The 16053-nt window shown below is 71.6% G+C and carries 18 protein-coding genes; 1 reads left to right on the forward strand and 17 read right to left on the reverse strand.

Features of this window, described 5'->3' with window-relative positions; translation table 11 throughout:
- Positions 1-11: 11 nt before the first annotated feature.
- The 3 genes from LWP59_RS22945 to LWP59_RS22955 are packed head-to-tail and all read right to left on the reverse strand — an operon-like array spanning position 12 to position 2153.
- Positions 12-851 (reverse strand): SDR family oxidoreductase, encoded by an 840-nt coding sequence (locus LWP59_RS22945; protein ID WP_144641191.1) that lies wholly within the window; start codon positions 849-851, stop codon positions 12-14.
- A gap of 4 nt (positions 852-855) precedes the next feature.
- Positions 856-1734: a DUF427 domain-containing protein gene (locus LWP59_RS22950; protein WP_144641194.1), complete on the reverse strand. Its 879-nt coding sequence runs from the start codon at positions 1732-1734 to the stop codon at positions 856-858.
- Positions 1734-2153 (reverse strand): alpha/beta fold hydrolase, encoded by a 420-nt coding sequence (locus LWP59_RS22955; protein WP_222425597.1) that lies wholly within the window; start codon positions 2151-2153, stop codon positions 1734-1736. The genes LWP59_RS22950 and LWP59_RS22955 overlap by 1 nt, the downstream gene beginning before the upstream one ends.
- Between LWP59_RS22955 and LWP59_RS22960 the strand changes: the two genes are divergently transcribed.
- The gene (locus tag LWP59_RS22960; RefSeq protein ID WP_222425598.1) at positions 2119-2529 is read left to right on the forward strand and encodes an alpha-L-rhamnosidase C-terminal domain-containing protein; all 411 of its coding nucleotides are present in this window, start codon (positions 2119-2121) and stop codon (positions 2527-2529) included. The two genes, LWP59_RS22955 and LWP59_RS22960, sit on opposite strands and share 35 nt — an antisense overlap.
- A 61-nt stretch (positions 2530-2590) precedes the next feature.
- Here LWP59_RS22960 and LWP59_RS22965 read toward each other — a convergent pair whose 3' ends face one another.
- Genes LWP59_RS22965 through LWP59_RS23030 form a run of 14 tightly spaced genes read right to left on the reverse strand, consistent with a single transcriptional unit; the run spans position 2591 to position 15901 of the window.
- Positions 2591-2842 carry a hypothetical protein gene (locus LWP59_RS22965; RefSeq protein ID WP_144641200.1) on the reverse strand — a complete coding sequence of 84 codons (252 nt, stop codon included), beginning with the start codon at positions 2840-2842 and terminating at the stop codon, positions 2591-2593.
- 31 nt (positions 2843-2873) lie between these two features.
- Positions 2874-4160, reverse strand: coding sequence for an MFS transporter (locus LWP59_RS22970; RefSeq protein WP_144641203.1), 1287 nt, complete (start codon positions 4158-4160; stop codon positions 2874-2876).
- Positions 4157-4771 (reverse strand): carboxymuconolactone decarboxylase family protein, encoded by a 615-nt coding sequence (locus LWP59_RS22975; protein WP_222425599.1) that lies wholly within the window; start codon positions 4769-4771, stop codon positions 4157-4159. The genes LWP59_RS22970 and LWP59_RS22975 overlap by 4 nt, the downstream gene beginning before the upstream one ends.
- Positions 4768-5733 carry a quinone oxidoreductase family protein gene (locus LWP59_RS22980; protein ID WP_144641206.1) on the reverse strand — a complete coding sequence of 322 codons (966 nt, stop codon included), beginning with the start codon at positions 5731-5733 and terminating at the stop codon, positions 4768-4770. The genes LWP59_RS22975 and LWP59_RS22980 overlap by 4 nt, the downstream gene beginning before the upstream one ends.
- On the reverse strand, positions 5730-6425 hold the full coding sequence (locus tag LWP59_RS22985; RefSeq protein WP_144641209.1) for an alpha/beta fold hydrolase: 696 nt from the start codon (positions 6423-6425) through the stop codon (positions 5730-5732). The genes LWP59_RS22980 and LWP59_RS22985 overlap by 4 nt, the downstream gene beginning before the upstream one ends.
- A gap of 15 nt (positions 6426-6440) precedes the next feature.
- Complete coding sequence (locus tag LWP59_RS22990) at positions 6441-7808, reverse strand: solute carrier family 23 protein (RefSeq protein ID WP_144641212.1); 1368 nt, start codon at positions 7806-7808, stop codon at positions 6441-6443.
- A gap of 13 nt (positions 7809-7821) precedes the next feature.
- On the reverse strand, positions 7822-10155 hold the full coding sequence (locus LWP59_RS22995) for a xanthine dehydrogenase family protein molybdopterin-binding subunit (RefSeq protein ID WP_144641215.1): 2334 nt from the start codon (positions 10153-10155) through the stop codon (positions 7822-7824).
- Complete coding sequence (locus tag LWP59_RS23000; RefSeq protein WP_144641219.1) at positions 10152-10640, reverse strand: (2Fe-2S)-binding protein; 489 nt, start codon at positions 10638-10640, stop codon at positions 10152-10154. Before LWP59_RS23000 ends, LWP59_RS22995 begins: the two co-directional genes overlap by 4 nt.
- Entirely contained in the window at positions 10637-11515 is an 879-nt protein-coding gene (locus tag LWP59_RS23005; protein WP_144641222.1) for an FAD binding domain-containing protein, read from the reverse strand. Before LWP59_RS23005 ends, LWP59_RS23000 begins: the two co-directional genes overlap by 4 nt.
- Positions 11512-12480 carry an NADP-dependent oxidoreductase gene (locus tag LWP59_RS23010; RefSeq protein ID WP_144641225.1) on the reverse strand — a complete coding sequence of 323 codons (969 nt, stop codon included), beginning with the start codon at positions 12478-12480 and terminating at the stop codon, positions 11512-11514. Before LWP59_RS23010 ends, LWP59_RS23005 begins: the two co-directional genes overlap by 4 nt.
- 10 nt (positions 12481-12490) lie before the next feature.
- Positions 12491-13192, reverse strand: a complete 702-nt coding sequence (locus LWP59_RS23015) for an enoyl-CoA hydratase/isomerase family protein (RefSeq protein ID WP_144641228.1) — start codon at positions 13190-13192, stop codon at positions 12491-12493.
- A 25-nt stretch (positions 13193-13217) separates the two neighbouring features.
- Positions 13218-14213: an ABC transporter substrate-binding protein gene (locus LWP59_RS23020; protein ID WP_144641231.1), complete on the reverse strand. Its 996-nt coding sequence runs from the start codon at positions 14211-14213 to the stop codon at positions 13218-13220.
- A gap of 27 nt (positions 14214-14240) precedes the next feature.
- Positions 14241-15038 carry an ABC transporter ATP-binding protein gene (locus LWP59_RS23025; RefSeq protein WP_144641234.1) on the reverse strand — a complete coding sequence of 266 codons (798 nt, stop codon included), beginning with the start codon at positions 15036-15038 and terminating at the stop codon, positions 14241-14243.
- Positions 15035-15901 (reverse strand): ABC transporter permease, encoded by an 867-nt coding sequence (locus LWP59_RS23030; RefSeq protein ID WP_144641237.1) that lies wholly within the window; start codon positions 15899-15901, stop codon positions 15035-15037. Before LWP59_RS23030 ends, LWP59_RS23025 begins: the two co-directional genes overlap by 4 nt.
- Positions 15902-16053: the final 152 nt, after the last annotated feature.

Raw genomic sequence — 16053 nt, forward strand, 5'->3', positions numbered from 1 at the left:
TGCGGCGTCGGTCAGCCCGGTCCCGAACTGCACCGAGCACGCCGACCCGGGCGGGGTGAGCTGGACGACCCGGAACCGCTCGCTGCGCCGGTGGTCGACGTCCAGGGCGAAGCCCGGTCCATGATGCTCCGATCAGACGAGGGGGCTCGCTCGCCGTCGACGGCGAGCGAGACACCGGTCAGGAACGTGCCGGTGAGCGCGAACAGCACGGCGCCCGCGATGTCGGCGGAACTTCCGACGCGCCGCACGGGGTTGCCGGCCTGGCGGGCCGCGAACAGGTCCGCCTTCCGCTGCGCGCCGAGGCCGTCGTAGGCCCCGGTGTCGATGGTGCCGGGCGAGATCGCGTTGACCCGGATCGGCGCCAGCTCGACCGCGAGGCTGCTGGCCACCACGTCGACCGCCCCGTTGGTCGCCCCGACGGCGAGCATCCCGGCGGCGGGCTTGCGCGCCGAGGACCCGGAGAACAGCACGAAGGAGCCGTCCGCGGGCATCCGGGGCGCGAGGTGCTTGGCCAGGAACATCGGGCCGACCACCTTGACGTTGAACGACGCCAGCACGGTGTCGTGGTCGAGGTCGGTGACGGCGCCGCGGGCACGGGCCGACGCCGCCGAGACGACGTGGTCGAGCCGGCCGACCCGTCCGGCCAGCCCGGCGATGGAGGTCTCGTCGGTGAGGTCCACCTGCTCGGCGGTGATGCCGGGATCGTCGTAGGCCGCCGCGAGCGCTCGCCGGCCGCGGCCGGCGACGACGACGGTGCCGCCCGCCTCGCGGGCGCCCAGCGCCACCGGGGGGGCGATACCGCTGCCCCGGCCGATCACGAGAACCTTCTTTCCCCGTAGTGACCCGGTCATCTTCCTACGCTCCGTTCCGTTGTGGACGCTGCCGCATCTCGTCGGGGTCCAGACCCCGGTCGATGCCGTGCGGGGTGACTGCCTGCCCCGGCTCGAGGGCCAGCTTCCGGTCGTCGAGGTACACGTCCACGACGTCCGGTTCGAACGACACGAAGCCCGACACCCCGGCCACCTCCGGCCACGCCTCGAGGTAGGACCAGGCGGCGCGCTTGCGCCCCCCGATGTCGTAGTAGCTCGCCAAACCCTTGTAGGGGCAGAAAGTCTGTCCCTCGACCGGGGTCAGGGCCGACTCGTCGACGTCGTCGCGGGGGACGTACCAGCGCGGTGCGAAGCCGGATTCGAACAGCACCACCGGGCGCCGCGTCTCGGCGACGACCCGGTCGCCGTCGCGCACCAGGAGATGCCGCGAGGTGCGCCGGATGTCGTTGCGGTGGTAGAGGTCCGCGGCGTGCCCGACGATGCGCTCGTCCTCCTCGTAGAACGCGTCCATCGCCCGCCAGGCGAAGGCCACCCGGTCGCGCAGGATGCCCGCGTACTCCGGCAGCCCGGTGTGCTGCCAGGCGGCGCGCTGGGCCGCATCGCCGCCGGCGTGAACGTCGAACCACGTCGTCGTGCCGAGCTCGCGGTGCTGCGTCGTACGCCGCTGCCCCACGAGCACCCCCGCCCGGACGTCGGCCAGCGGGAAGTACGCGACCGGATAGCGGCCGGGCTCGTGCAGCAGCACGACGTCCTCGCTGTCGGCCACCCACTCGCCGCCGAACCGCACGCGCATCCGCCGCCGCAGCGGCTCGGCGAACAACAGCCGCTCGGGCAGCGGCTGCGCCACCAGGAACCGTCCCACCGACTTGGCCGCCAGTGGTCCCTGCTGCCATGCCAGACCCATCACTCACTCCTTTGTTCGAGCCGGTCCAGGAAACTGTGAATCAGTTCGGCCACCTCGTCGCCCGCGCTTTCGAGGAGGAAGTGGCCACCCTCGAGAAGGTGGATCTCCGCGTCCGGGACGTCCTCGGCGAAGGCACGGGCGCCGTCGGGACCGAAGATCTCGTCGCCCTTGCCCCAGACCGCCAGCACCGGCGGCCGGATGGTGCGCAGGTACTCGTGCAGCGGCGGGTTGGTCGCGTAGTCGCTGAACAGCGCGAGCTGTATGGCGTCGTTGCCGGGGCGCGAGAGCAGCGCGAAGTCGTGGTGCCAGGCGTCGGGGCTGACCACGCTTTCGTCCGGCACGCCGGTGAGGTACTGCCACCGGGTCGCGTCGAGGGTCAGCGCGGTGCGGATCGCGGCCTCGGTCTCGGGCGTCTGCACACGCTGGTACGCCCACGGCTGGGGTGGCGCGGGTGTGGTCGGCGTGCTGGAGGGCGTCCTCGGCGTCACGGTCACCGGCGCCGGTGGCTCCACGGTGCGGATCGCCCCGGCCGACGCCGGTCTCGACCACGCGGTCGGTACACAGTGGACGGAGCGCGGCCAGGTCGGGGTGGACTGGACGCGGACCCCGCACTGGGTGAACACGATGGTGGACGTCCCGGTCAACGTCACCGCGACGATCGCCCTGTCCGTCGTGCCCGGCTCGGACTACCACCTCGCGGGCGCGGACGTGTGGTACCTGGGCGTCCAGGACGGCCGCGCGCTCTCCCGGGTGGGCTCGGGCAGGAGCACGTCCATGGCACACCAGCAGCACTGACGTGCACTGGCCACCGCACCTGCTTCCGGGCGGGTGCGGTGGCACCCGCGCAGCACCGGCGTCACGGCTTCGACGTCCGGGCGAGGAAGTCCATCACCGCGGCGGTGAGCAGCCGCTTGTCCGCGCCGGGGATCGCGGCGAGGATGTCCGGTTCCGCGGCCGCCGAGCCGTAGCGGTCGTCGGCCGCCTGGTCCGGCTCGGGCGCCGGGCCGCGGTCGTAGTCCCACAGCACGACCCGGTAGCCGGCCGCGGCGATCGTCGTCGCGAAGGGGAACCACTCGCACATCCGCGCGGAGCTCTCGTTCGCCGGCACCGCGCCGCACCCGGCGAGGCGAGAAGCGCCGCTACGAGTCGCTCAGCTTCCAGCCGCGGGTCTCCGGGCCGATCCAGATCGTGAACAGGCCCACCCCGAACGCGAGCGAGACCAGCAGCCCCGCCGTCGGGTACGAGCCCAGCGTGCCGACCAGTACCCCGGTGCCGAGGGTGCCCGCGCCGGTGATGATGCGCGCGAAGTTGAAGCACAGCCCCTGTCCCGTCGCGCGCACCTCCGTCGGGAACAGCTCCGGCAGGTACACCGCGAACACGCCGAACCCGCCGAGCATGAAGAACCCCGCGATGGGCGCCGCGATCAGCACCGCGGTCGTCGACCCGACCAGGGTGAACATGGCCACCGCGGTGATCAGCGAGCCCAGCGCGAACACGAAGTACGACAGCCTGCGCCCGATCGCCTGGACCAGCCAGATCAGCAGCAGGTAGCCCACCGCGGCCCCGCCGTTGAGCAGCATCGCGAAGTAGCTCACGTACTGGCTCGCGTGGCTCGCACCCGACTTGCCGAGCAGCTCGGCGATCCACGACGGGGTGAAGGTCGTCGCGGCGAACGAGCCGATCATCAGGAACATCGCGCTGAACAGGCCACCGAGGGTGCGCCGCCGCAGGTCGGGTTCGAACAGCCTGCCGAGGCTGCCCAGCCGCCGGGCCTGGCGCCGGGTGGTGCGGACCCAGCGCTCGGGTTCCTTGACGAACAGCCGGAGCACGACCACCACCACCGATGGCACCGCGCACCACACCAGCACCAGCCGCCAGTTCGCGCCGACCGCGAGGTTGACGACGGCGGCGAAGAAGTAGCCGACGGAGAACGCCAGCTGCATGACGATCATCAGCCGCGGCCGCAGCCGTTCGGGCAGGCTCTCGGCCAGCAGCGCGGCCCCGGCGGACCACTCGCCGCCGATGCCGAGCCCGGCGAGGCCCTGGTAGATCGCGAGCTGCTCCCAGTTCTGCGCGGTCGCGCTCAGCCCGGTGAACACCGCGTAGATCACGATCGTGACGAGCATGATCCGCGCCCGGCCGTAGCGGTCGGTGAGCACCCCGAACAGGGTGCCACCCACGCCCCACGCGACGAGCTTGATCGCCACGACGAGCCCGCCGGTTCCGGCGATCTCCCCGCGCGCCTGGGTGTGCAGCAGCTCGCTCATGCTCGGGGTGAGGATGAGGTTGAAGACGTTCAGCGCGATCGAGTCGAACATCCAGGCCAGGAACGCCGAGGCGAGCACGAGCCACAGGTAGCGGCTCATCCGCGACGGCGCCGGGGTCTCGACGGAGATCGGGGCTTCGTGCTGTTCGCTGGTGCTCATGCTCGCTCCTCCACTGCCGGATGAGAACCGCCGAAGACCGCGGCGTCGCCGGCGCGCAACGGCACGCGCCAGACGCGTAGCGCCAGCGCCGTGTGCCGGTAGTGCCCGACCAGGCTGACGATGTCGAACAGCGTCGCCAGGCCGAGCGCCGCCGCGGCGCGTGCGTACGAGATGTCGCAAAGGTCGTTGTCCCGCAACAGTTCCGCCGCGACCTCGCACGCGATCCGGTCGTCGTCGCTCAGGCCGGGCACCGGCGCGCCGGCGCGCAGCGCCGTCAGCTGTTGCTCGCTCAGGCCCGCGCGCCGTGCCCCGGGCACGTGGCCGTGCCACTCGTAGTCGCAGCGCTCCGCCACCGCGACCGTGAGGATCACCAGCTCGCGCTGCCGGTCGCCGATCCGGCTGCCGTACCGCAGCGCGGCACCGAGCTGCTGGATCGCGGTGCCGACCGGCGGGTCGAGCAGGCGGGCGTTGAACGCGCCCTCCAGCCTGCCCTCGGCGTCGGTGAGCACGCTCCGGTCCCGGGGGCCGCCGAGAAGCTCGTCGTAGCACCGGCGCTGCTCCTCGTCGAGCTCCTCCGGCCGGAACCACGGCAACCGCCCGTGCCGTGTCACGGCTTGCTCCCGTCGACGGCGAGCAGCAGCTTTCCCTTGACCTGCCGGGATTCCAGCTTCCGGTGGGCCTCCGCCGCGTGCTCGAGCGGCAGCACCTCGGCGACGGGAATCCGCAGCCGCCCGCTCGCGAGCCAGCCCAGCAGCGCCTGCGCGCTGTGCGCGAGCAGGTCCGGGCGCTCCCGCCGCAGCCGTTGCAGGTGCAGCCCGCACACCGCGAGCTCACGTTCGCGAAGCTCCCGCAGCGGCGGCAGCTCCTCGGGTTCCCCGCAGGAGTTTCCGAAGTGGACCAGCCGGCCGAACAGGCCGAGACAGTCGAGTGCGTGGCGGCGCACCGCTCCCCCGACACCGTCGAGTGCGATCGCGATCCTGCCGGCGTTCCCCGGGTCCAGCCTGCTGTAGCCGACGCTCACGTCCGCGCCCGCCTCGGCGGCCCGTGCCGCCGATCCCGCGGCCGCGACCACCCGTCCGGCGCCGAGCAGCCGCGCCACCTGCACGGCGGTCGTGCCCACCCCACCCGCGGCCGCCGTCACGAGCACGCTTTCCCCGGGCTGGAGCCGCGCCGCCGTCGCGAGGAGGTGGTACGCCGTGTGCCCGACGACCGGGAAAGCCGCGGCCGTCTCGTCGCGCACCCCGTCGGGCACCGGCCAGACCAGGGTGGCCGGGGTGACCACGACCTGTGCGTAGCCGGCAGTGGTGGCGAAGCCCGCGACCCGCTGGCCGGGCCGCAGCTCGCGGACGTTGCGCCCGACCGCGGTCACCTCGCCGTAGCAGTCCAGGCCGAGGCCGCGCGGGGGCGCGTCCGGCGGGAGGTAGGTGCCGCGGCGGGCGTTGACGTCGGCGAAGTTGACCCCGGCGAACCGGACGGCGATCTGCACGTCGTCCGGGCCCGGTTCCGGTACGGCCACGTCGACGAGCTTCAGCACCTCCGGGCCGCCGGCGCCGACCGCCTGGACCGCCTTCACGCCGGCACCCGGCTCAGATGCCGCCGGACGACGTCGGCGAACCCGGCACGGTTCTCCAGCGGCACGATGTGCGGCCCGTCGATCACCTCGAACCGCGCGCCCTCGATCAGCTCCGCGACCCCGCGCAGCACGTCCACGGACACGGCGCGATCCCCGTTCGCGGCGAGCACGGTCACCGGGATCCGCAGCTTCCCGACCTCGTCGCGCAGGTCGTGCTCCGCCATCGCCTCCCAGTACGCCGCGAAGACCGCGGGATCGTCGGTGAGCAACCGGTTCCTGGCATAGCCGACACCCGGATGTCCTTCCGTGGCAAGGGCTTCCGGGCTGAACCAGCGCTCGAGCGTGGTGTCGAGCACGCCGGCCATCCCGCCCTCGCGGGTGTCGCGGGCTCGTTGCCGGGACGTCTCGGCGCCGGACGCGACGCCACCGCAGGCGAGCACGACCGAGCGCACCTTGTCCGGGAACAGCAACGCGGTGTGCTGGGCGACCATGCTGCCCAGCGACACGCCCACCAGGTCGGCCGGTTCGCGCACCCGGCTCGCGACGAACTCCGCCAGCGCGGGCAGGCTCGGCGGCCCCTCCAGCGGGGTGTCGCCGAAGCCGGGGAAGCTGAGTGCGAGGTCGCCCGGCTCGACGAGATCGCGCCACAGCCGCGCGTCGAGGCCGATCGGGTGGAGGTAGACGACGGGCACGGGGCTCTCCTTCGTTCAGTGCGCCTGGGCGGCCGCGCGGTCCCGCCGCGGCCGGATGACCTTCTCCACCAGCAGGTGCAGCACCAGCAGGAGCACCGGCCCGGTCAACAGCGGCTGCGCGATGATCGTGCGCACCAGCAGCGGGTAGTGCGCGGTGGTCTCCTGGGTGACGAACAGCCCGCCGAGCGAGAGCATGAACGGCGGGCCGATCACCAGCAGGTTCAGCTGGTCCCAGCTGACCCGGCCCAGTGTCTCCAGCGCGGACGCGACGATGACCCCGAACAGCACCACGGCCGCGGCCGCGATGACGTTGCTGGGGATGCTCACGAAGATCGCGTCGAACTTGACCACGAACCCGCCCGCGAGCAGCAGCAGTCCCGAGGAGAACGTGATCCACCGGCTGCCGATCCGGCTGGTGCGCACGATCGCCAGGTTGTCGGGGTAGACGCACACCGAGAACGTGCCCAGCGCCGCGGCCACGACGCTGGTGACCGACTGCCCGAAGGTCCCCCACGACATCCGGCGCCCGGGCAGCTCGATCCCGCCCCATTCCGCGGCCACGTTGTACATCGCCAGCGAACCGGTCACCCCGGTCATCAGCAGCAGCACGAACAGCACCACGAGCGCGGGGTCCACCGAGAAGCCGAAGGAGAACAGGTGCGGGATCAGCAGCCACGGCGAGCTGCCCACGCGCGCGAAGCTGATCGGGCTGAACAACGACCACACCAGCGAGCCCGCCACGATCCCGCACAGCATCGCCGTCGAGCGGGCGGGCCCGCGCACCAGCAGCAGGATCAGGAAGCTCACCACGATCGCGACCCCGCCGCCGGCCCACGCCGGCAGCCCGAACCCCTTGCTGCCCGGCGCGCCGACCCAGTTGACCACCGTCACCGAGGTCAGCGTGGTCATCGACATCAGCACGACCCCGCCGAACAGCAACGGGTTCCGGAACAGCCTGCCCACGTAGCCGACCGCGGACAGGCCGGGGATCGGCAGCGACAGCACGGCCCAGACGAGCGCGGCCACGAAGAACGAGCCGAACGCCGCGCCCGGCCCGTCCACCTTGACCGCGGCGATCAGCCCGGCCAGCGTCGCGGCCCACGGACCGAGCACGATCGGCAGCCGCAGCCCCAGCACCGCCTGCAGCACCGTGCCGAGGCCGGTGACCACGAACGTGACGCCGTAGAGCTGCGCCGTGGTCGTGGGGTCGAGCTTCAGGCTCGCCCCGAGCACCGCCGGGAACAGGAACATGCCGACGATCGCGAAGACGTTCTGGATCGTCATCACCGAGTGCTGCAGCCAGCCGACGGTGCCGTCGAAGGGCACCCGGAGCAGCGGCCCGGCGGCCTCGGGCGCGGGCGCCTGCTGCTGCGCCGTGGCCATCACCGCCTCCCGCTCATGCCGCGCCCCGCTCCGCCGCGCCCCGCTCCGCCGCGCCCGCGATCAGGTCGCCGAGCAGGCCCGGCGAGAGCGGCAGGTGGTTGATCCGCACCCCGAGCGGGCGCAGCGCGTCCTCGACCGCGGTCGCGATCAACGCGGGCACGCCGAGCGTCCCGGCCTCGCCCGCCCCCTTGGCGCCCAGCGGGTTCAGCGGCGAGAGCGTCTCCTGGTGGAACAGCCGCAGCTTCGGCAGCTCGCGCGCCGACGGGATCGGGTAGTCGAGGTAGCTGGTGGTCAGCGGGGTGCCGTCCTCGCCGTACATCTGCTCCTCGTACATCGCGTTGCTCAGCCCGTGCGCGAGCCCGCCGATGACCTGGCCCTCCACCAGCAGCGGGTTGATGATCCGCCCGCAGTCGTGGCCGACGACCCAGTCGAAGATCTCGATCTCGCCGGTGTCGATGTCGACCTCCACCGCGCAGGCGTGCACGCTCGCGGAGTAGCCCGCGCTGGAGGGGTTGAAGTAGGACGTCGAGGTGAGCCCGGGCACCACGCCCGGTGGCAGATTGACCCCGGGAGAGCCCACATTGGACAGTCGCGCCGCGTCCGCGATCGGGACGCCGGCCTCGGTGCCCTTGACGCGGATCTCGGTGCCGGCGATCTCCAGGTCCTCCGCGGAGGCCTCCAGCATCGCGGACGCGGTCTGCACGAGCTTGTCCTTCACCTCGATCGAGGCCTGCAGCATGGCGGGCCCGGCGTTGGCCATCACGCGGCTGGCGAAGGTGCCCACGCCGTAGGCGATCGCGGCGGTGTCGCCGGTGACCACGTCGACCAGGTCCGGGTCGACGCCGATGGTGTCCGCGACGATCGTCGCGTAGGTGGTCTCGAAGCCCTGCCCCTGCGGTGGTGCGCCCATCACGGCGGTGATCCGGCCGGTCTTCTCGATCCGGACGGTGGCACCCTCGAACGGCCCGATCCCGACGCCTTCGAGCGCGATCGACACCCCGATCCCGCGGTAGACGCCCGCCGCGCGCCTCTCCCGCTGGATCTCGCGCTGCCGGTCGTAGTCGAACAGGTCCAGCCCGAGCTGCAGCAGGCCGGGATAGTTGCCGCTGTCGTAGGTCAGCGGGCTGCCATCACGGAAGGTCAGCCCGACCGCGTAGGGGAACTCGTCGGCCTGGATGAGGTTGCGCTTGCGGACCTCGACCGGGTCGAGGTCCAGCTCCTCGGCGATCCGGTCCATGATCCGCTCCATCACGTACACGCCCTGCGGGCGGCCGGCCCCGCGCACGGCGCTGCACGGCACCTTGTTCGTGAACACGGCGCGGAACTCGATGTGGATGTTGGGGATCTTGTAGCAGCCGGGCACGGTGGTGCCGGCGATCAGCGGCACGATGAGCGAGGGGGCGTAGGCGCCGGTGTCGTGCAGGAACACGTCCTTGAGCCCGAGGAGCTTCCCGTCGCCGTCGTAGCCGACCTCGACGTGGTGCTCCTGCTGGTGCTCCTGGTACGAGGTCAGGAAGTGCTCGTAGCGGTCCTCGATGAACTTGACCGGCCGGCGCAGCTGCTTCGACAGCCAGGTCACCAGTATCTCCTCCGGGTACTTCCCGCCCTTGGGCCCGAAGCCGCCGCCGACGTCGGGCGGTGCGATCACCCGGACCTTCTCGTCGGGCACGCCCAGCGCGAACGCGATGTGGGCGCGGGCCTGGTGCGGCCCCTGGGTGGCGTCGAAGACCGTGTACTGGTCGAGCGAGGTGTCCCATCTCGCCGCGACGGCCCTGCCCTCCATCGAGTGCCCGCCGCCGCGGTTGATCGTGAACGTCTCGCGCAGCACGTGCGGCGCCGACGACAGCGCCCAGCCGACGTCCCCGGTGGACTGGGAGAAGTGCGACGCCACGTTGTCGTCGATGCCTTCGTGGATCGGGACGTCCAGCTCCAGCGCGCGGTGGTAGTTGCCGGCGCCCGGCAGCGGCTCGTAGTCGATGTCGACGAGCTCCGCGGCGTCCTCGGCGAGGTACCGGGTCTCCGCGACGACCACCGCGACCAGCTCGCCGACGAACCGCACCTTGTCCACCGGCAGCGTCCGCTGCACCGCCATCTTCAGCGAGGAGTGGGTCAGCTGCTGGCGCCACAACCGGTTGATCGGCTCGATGTCGGCCGCGGTGTAGACGCCGAGCACGCCCGGGACGGCCTTCGCCGCGGTGGTGTCGATGCCGAGGATCGTCGCGTGCGGCTCGGTGCTGCGGACCCCGGCCAGGTACACCGCGCCGGGCAGGTCGATGTCGTCGACGTAGGTGCCCTCGCCGCGCAACAGGCGGACGTCCTCCCGCCGGACCCTGCGCTCGCCGATCATCGGCCCTCCTTCGCGTTCGTCTCGGACTCCTCGACCGCCGCCTCGACCATCTGCTGGTAGCCCGTGCAGCGGCAGATGTGCCCCTGGATCTGGTCGCGGATGCGCTCCTCGTCCGGCGACGGGTCCTCGCGGAACAGCTGGGTGAGCGACATCAGGATCCCGGGTGTGCAGAACCCGCACTGCAGGCCGTGGTGGCGCTGGAAGCCGCGCTGCAACGAGTTCAGCCCGCCGTCGGGCTCGCCGAGAGACTCCACGGTCTCGATCTCGCTGCCCTCGGCCTGTACGGCGAAGGTCAGGCACGAGCGCACCGGATGCCCGTCGACGAGGACCGTGCAGGCGCCGCACACGCCGTGCTCGCAGCCGATGTGGGTGCCCTTCGAGCCGAGCTGGCCACGCAGCGCGTCGGCCAGCAACGTCCGTGGTTCCACGGTTATCGAGTGCTGTTGCCCGTTCACCGACAGGGTCACGGCTTCCGTGCTGGTCATGCGGTCCTCCTCTGCGCGGTGCGCCACGCCTGTTCGGCGACGCGGGCGGCCAGTGCCGCGGTGGTGCGCTTCTTGTACGCGGCCGAGGCCTTCGCCGCGGCGGTCGGTTCCAGTACGTCCTGCACGGCCGAGCGCAGCTCGGTCAGGATGTCGGGCGTCGGCGTCTGTCCACGAAGGACCTTCTCCGCCTCGGTGAGCCGGACCGGGACGTCGGACACCGAGATGGCGGCGAGCCTGGCGTCGGTGATCACGTCGTCCTCCGCCACCGTCACGACCGCCGCCGCACCGGCGAGCGCGAAGTCGCCCTGGCGCGCGGCGACCTCGCGAAAGGCCGCGCCCTCCCCCGGCCCGCAGGCGGGGAACTCGACCGCAGTGAGGATCTCGTCCGGTTCGAGCACCGTGGTGAAGTAGGAGAGGAAGAACTCGCGGGCGGGCACCCGGCGCTCGCCCCTGCTGCTGGAGATCACCATCGTCGCGTCCAGCGCCAGCACGGCGCCGGGCAGCTCGGCCGAGGGGTCGGCGTGCGACAGGCTGCCGCCGAAGGTGCCGCTGCAACGGATCTGCGGATGCCCGATGGACGGCGCGATCATCGGCAGCAGCGGCGCCGCGGTCCGCAGGTCCTCGAGCGACAGCAGCTCGCGATGGCGGGTGAGCGCGCCGAGGCGCACCGTGCCGTCGCCGATCCGGCAGCCACACAGCTCGGGCACCCTGTTGATATCGATCAACCGCTCCGGCGTGGCGAGCCGGAAGTTCATGACCGGCACCAGGCTCTGCCCGCCCGCGAGGATCTTCGCCTCCTCCCCGTGGCGCTCGAGCAGCTCCAGCGCCTCGGCGAGGGTAGTGGGCCGGTGGTACGTGAACGGCGCTGGCTTCACCGCTGACCTCCAGTGGGTGTTCGCTGGTCGACGAGCAGGACTATCCGGCCGCCGGGATGCCCGCTCTCGCTGAGCCGGTGGGCGGCCGCGGCCTCGTGCAGGGGGAACTCGGCGCCGATGACCACGCGCAGGCGCCCGCTGCTGAGCAATGGCAGCACCTCGCCGAACACCTCGCGCATGCCCAGCCGGTGCACCATGCCGCGGGAGTAGGCCACCCCGAGCCCGGCGGCCCGGTGGTCGGCGATGGTCACGACCTTCGCGGGATCGCCGGTGAGCGCCACCGACTCCGGCAGCACGCCCTTTCCCGGCGCGTCCAGGACGGCGTCGATCCCGCCGGGGGCAAGCGCTTTCACCCGCTCCGCCCAGCCTTCGCCGTGCTCGACGGCTTCGGCGCCGAACGAGCGGACCAGCTCCTGGCCGGACGGGCCCGCGGTGCCGATCACCTGGGCGCCCCACAGCACGGCGAGCTGCGCGGCGATCGCGCCGACTCCGCCCGAGGCGCCGTGCACCAGCACGGTCTTCCCCCGCGCGGCTCCTTCGGCGATGCCGAGCTCGCGCAGGGTACGCACCGCGGTCTCGGCGCTGATCGCGACGACGGCCGCGGTCTGCCAGGGCAGTTCCGGTGGCTTCGGGACGAGGTCTTCGGCGTTGCACACCGCGTACTCGGCGTACGCGCCGTCAGCCGCGCGGCCGAACACCTCGTCTCCCGCCGTGAACGCGGTGACGTCCGGTCCCACGGCGTCGACCACGCCTGCCACGTCGGCGCCGAGCCGCTGCGGGCCGGCCAGTGGCGCGCCGGCCTCGGCAAAACCCTTGCCGCGCCTGCGTTTCCAGTCGACCGGGTTGACCCCGGCCGCCCGCACCGCGACGCGCACCTGGTGCGGGCCCGGCGCGGGCAGCCCGACCTCGTCGAGCCGCAGGACCTCGGGCCCGCCGTATTCGGTGAAGACGATCGCCTTCGGCACCGCCGCCCCCTCAGGCCCGCGACAGGGCGCGGTCGAGGGCGTGCTTCATCCGCGCGTCCGGATGGACGTCCCGGATGTCGTGCAGGTAGCTCTTGTTGGCCAGCAGCAGCTCGGGGCTCGACGTGAGCAGGGTGGCCACGAGCGCCTCGGTGGCCGCCTCGAGGTCGTCCGCCCCGGCCACCCGCGACACCATCCCCAGCCGCTCTGCCTCGTGCGCCGGCAGCACCCGTCCGGTCAGGATGAGGTCGAGCGCCCGCTTCGGCCCGACGTAGGCCTCCACGTACCCCATCACGAACGACGGGGTCAGCCCGTGCCGGATCTCGTCGAACCCGAGCACCGCGGTGTCGGCCACGACGGTGAAGTCGCTCTGCAGCGCCACCCCGCAGCCGAACCCGACCGCCCGGCCGCGCACGGAGGTGACGGTGATGCCGGGAAAGCCGTTCAGCCCGTCGTTGGCCTCGACGATCAGCCGCGTGTTGTCCGCCTTCGTCATCCCCTCGGGCAGTACCTCGTGCTGGTCGCGGCCCAGCGAGAAGTCCGGGCCGGCGGCGCTGATCACGAGGATGTCGGCACCGGAGGCACCCGCCCCGCCCAGCGCGTCGGCGAACTGGCGCATCATGGTGCTGGTGATGAGGTTGCCGTGGGCGGGGCGGTCGAGCCGGAGCCGGGCGACCCGGCCGGTGGTCTCGAGTGTGACGAACTGGTCGCTCATCGGGTCCTGTCGCTCCTTCGGTCGGTCACTTCGCCGCGGCCTGGGCCGCCTGCACGTAGGAGTTGTCGAAGAGGCCGTTCGGGTCGGCCTGGACGACCTTCTGGTTCTGGCTGTTGGAGATGGTCGCCTTGATGGTGTCGGCCTGGACGACCGGATAGTCCGGCATCACCGCGATGCTGACGTCGTAGACCGAGTCGATGATCTTCTGGTCGGTGAGCCCGAGGTCCTTCTTCTCGACCACGTAGGTGAGATCCTTGTTGCTCCGGCCGAGGTTCACCGACTCCGCGTACGCCTGGAAGAACTTGACCAGCGTGTCCTTGTGCTGGGCCGCCCAGGCCTTGTTCACGCCGAAACTGCCGTAGCCGTAGGGGATCTTCTCCGCGATCATGTCGTTGAGGTCCGGGAAGCCCTGCTGGGCGGCCAGCTGCGCGGTCGGCGGGGACACGATGATCGCGTTCACCACGCCCTGCTGCAACGCGGCCATCCGCGGGCCGTTGTCGCCGATGTAGACGACGTTGTAGTCCTTGCCGCGCACCAGCCCGCTGTCCTTCATCGCGACGTTGATGGCGGTGTCCGACGCGGAGCCCGCGCTGCTGGCGGCGATCGTCTTGCCCTTGAGGTCCTTGACCGAGGTCATCCCCTTCTGGCCGTACACCTGGAAGAACATCCACGGGTACACCGCGGCCGCGATGGTGAACGGCGAGCCGGCGACGATGGCGCCCGCCATGTCCGAGACCCCGGACTGCGAGAGCTGCACCGAGTTCGTGGCGAGCGCCGGCGGCGCCTTCGTGCCCGGCAACAGCACCATCGACACGTTCAGCCCGTACTTGGTGAAGATGCCGTTCTCGATCCCGAGGTACAGCGGGATGTTGGTGGCCGAGGTCGCGCCGTAGGCGATCTTGAAGTCCACCGGGCCCGCGCTCTGCCCGCTGCCGGCGCCCGAGCCGCTGCTGCCCGACCCGCAGGACGCGAGCAGGACCGAGGCGAGGGCGAGAGCCGCTGCGACTGTGAAGCGTCTCATGGTGCTGCCTTTCGGAAGGGACGGCGGCTAACCCGCCGCGGCGAAGTCGTTTCCCCCGGTTTCGATCAGCTTCCACACCCGCTGCTCCAGCTGCTGGAACTCCAGGGTGTGCTTGACGCTCAGGTCCCGCGGGCGGGGAAGGTCCACCGGGATGATCTCGCGCACCTTCGCAGGCCGCGGGCCGAACACGACGACCCGGTCGGCGAGGAACACGGCCTCGCTGATCGAGTGCGTCACGAACACCGACGTCTTCGTCTGGTGCGCCCAGATCCGCAGCAGCTCGACCTGCATGAGCTCCCGGGTCTGGGCGTCCAGCGCCGCGAACGGCTCGTCCATCAGCAGGATCTCCGAGTCGACGGCGAGCGCGCGGGCGAGGTTCGCCCGCTGTTTCATGCCGCCGGAGAGCTGATGCGGGTAGTACGCGGCGAACTCGGCGAGGCCGACGAGCTCGAGCAGCTCGTCCGCCCGCGCCACCCGCCGCTGCTTGCTCCAGCCGAGCACCTCCAGGCCGTACATCACGTTCCCGGCGATCGTGCGCCACGGCAGCAGCTGCGCCGACTGGAAGACCGTCGCCCGGTCCATGCCCGGCCCGGTGATCCGCGCGCCGTCGAGCTCGAACCAGCCGCCGGCGAGCGGGAGCATCCCGCTGATCGCCGTCATGAAGGTCGTCTTCCCGCAGCCCGACGGGCCGACGATGCACAGGAACTCCCCCTCGCGCACGTCGAGGTCGATGCCGTCCACGACACGCGTGGTGCGTGCCGTGCGGCGGTCGCGGGTGGTGTAGGCGATCTGAACGTCCACAGCGGACAGTTTCGCGGTGCTCATGAGTCCGAATCGACCTTCCACGCGGAGAACCGGTTCTCGATCGTGTTCAGCAGCACGACCATCACCACACCGGCCAGCGCGAGGAACACGACGGCGAAGTAGTAGCGGTCGGTCTGGAAGATCTGACCGGTGAGGTTGAGGTAGAAGCCGACACCGGCCGAGGCGCCGTACAGCTCGCCGACGACCACCGCGATGATGCCGCGCGCCACGCCGTTCTTCAGCCCGACGACGATGTGCGGCACGCTCGCGGGCAGCGCGACCGTGCGGAACACCCGGCCGTTGCGCGCGCCGAACGTGCGTGACATCCGGATCAGCTCCGGGTCGATCGTCCGGATGCCGACGGTGGTGTTGATGACCACCGGCCACACGGCCAGCAGGTACACCACCGCGATCTTCGACGGGATGCCGATGCCCAGCACCAGCACCAGGATCGGCACCAGCGCGACGACGGGCGTCGAGTACAGCGCCGAGATGAGCGGGTCGGTCAGCTCGCGCAGCGGCCGGTACCAGCCGCAGAGCAGGCCCGCCGGGATCCCGGTGACGACCACGAGCAGCATCCCGATGCCGAACTCCTGGGCGCTGATCCCGATGTGGTGGACGAAGTCGTCCGTGCCGAACACCGTCGGCGCGGCCTGCGCGATCCGGATGGGCGAGCTGATGTAGAGCGGGTCGATGACGCCGAACGCCGAGATCAGCTGCCACAACAGCAACGCGGCGAGCACGCCGGCCGTGCCGAGCACGGTCTTGTGGTAACGCGCCCAGAACCCGAGCCGGGTCACGGTGACGAGGCCTGCCGGCGCCGGCCGCGGACTCGCCGCCTCGCGCATCAGCGCCGGTTCTTCCCCGGTCCGAAGTGAACTCATGACGGCGCAACCTCTCGAAGAGCCCGTACGACGGTGTACATTTCCCGGCTCCGCGCAATCGTCGAGCGGGCTGAAGGAAGCGGCTCGACAAGTCCACGTGCGAAGGCCGTTCGCACGCGACCACGTGGGGAGTGCGGTCCTGCGCACTCCTC

The organism is Amycolatopsis acidiphila (assembly GCF_021391495.1).
Classification (GTDB): domain Bacteria; phylum Actinomycetota; class Actinomycetes; order Mycobacteriales; family Pseudonocardiaceae; genus Amycolatopsis_E; species Amycolatopsis_E acidiphila.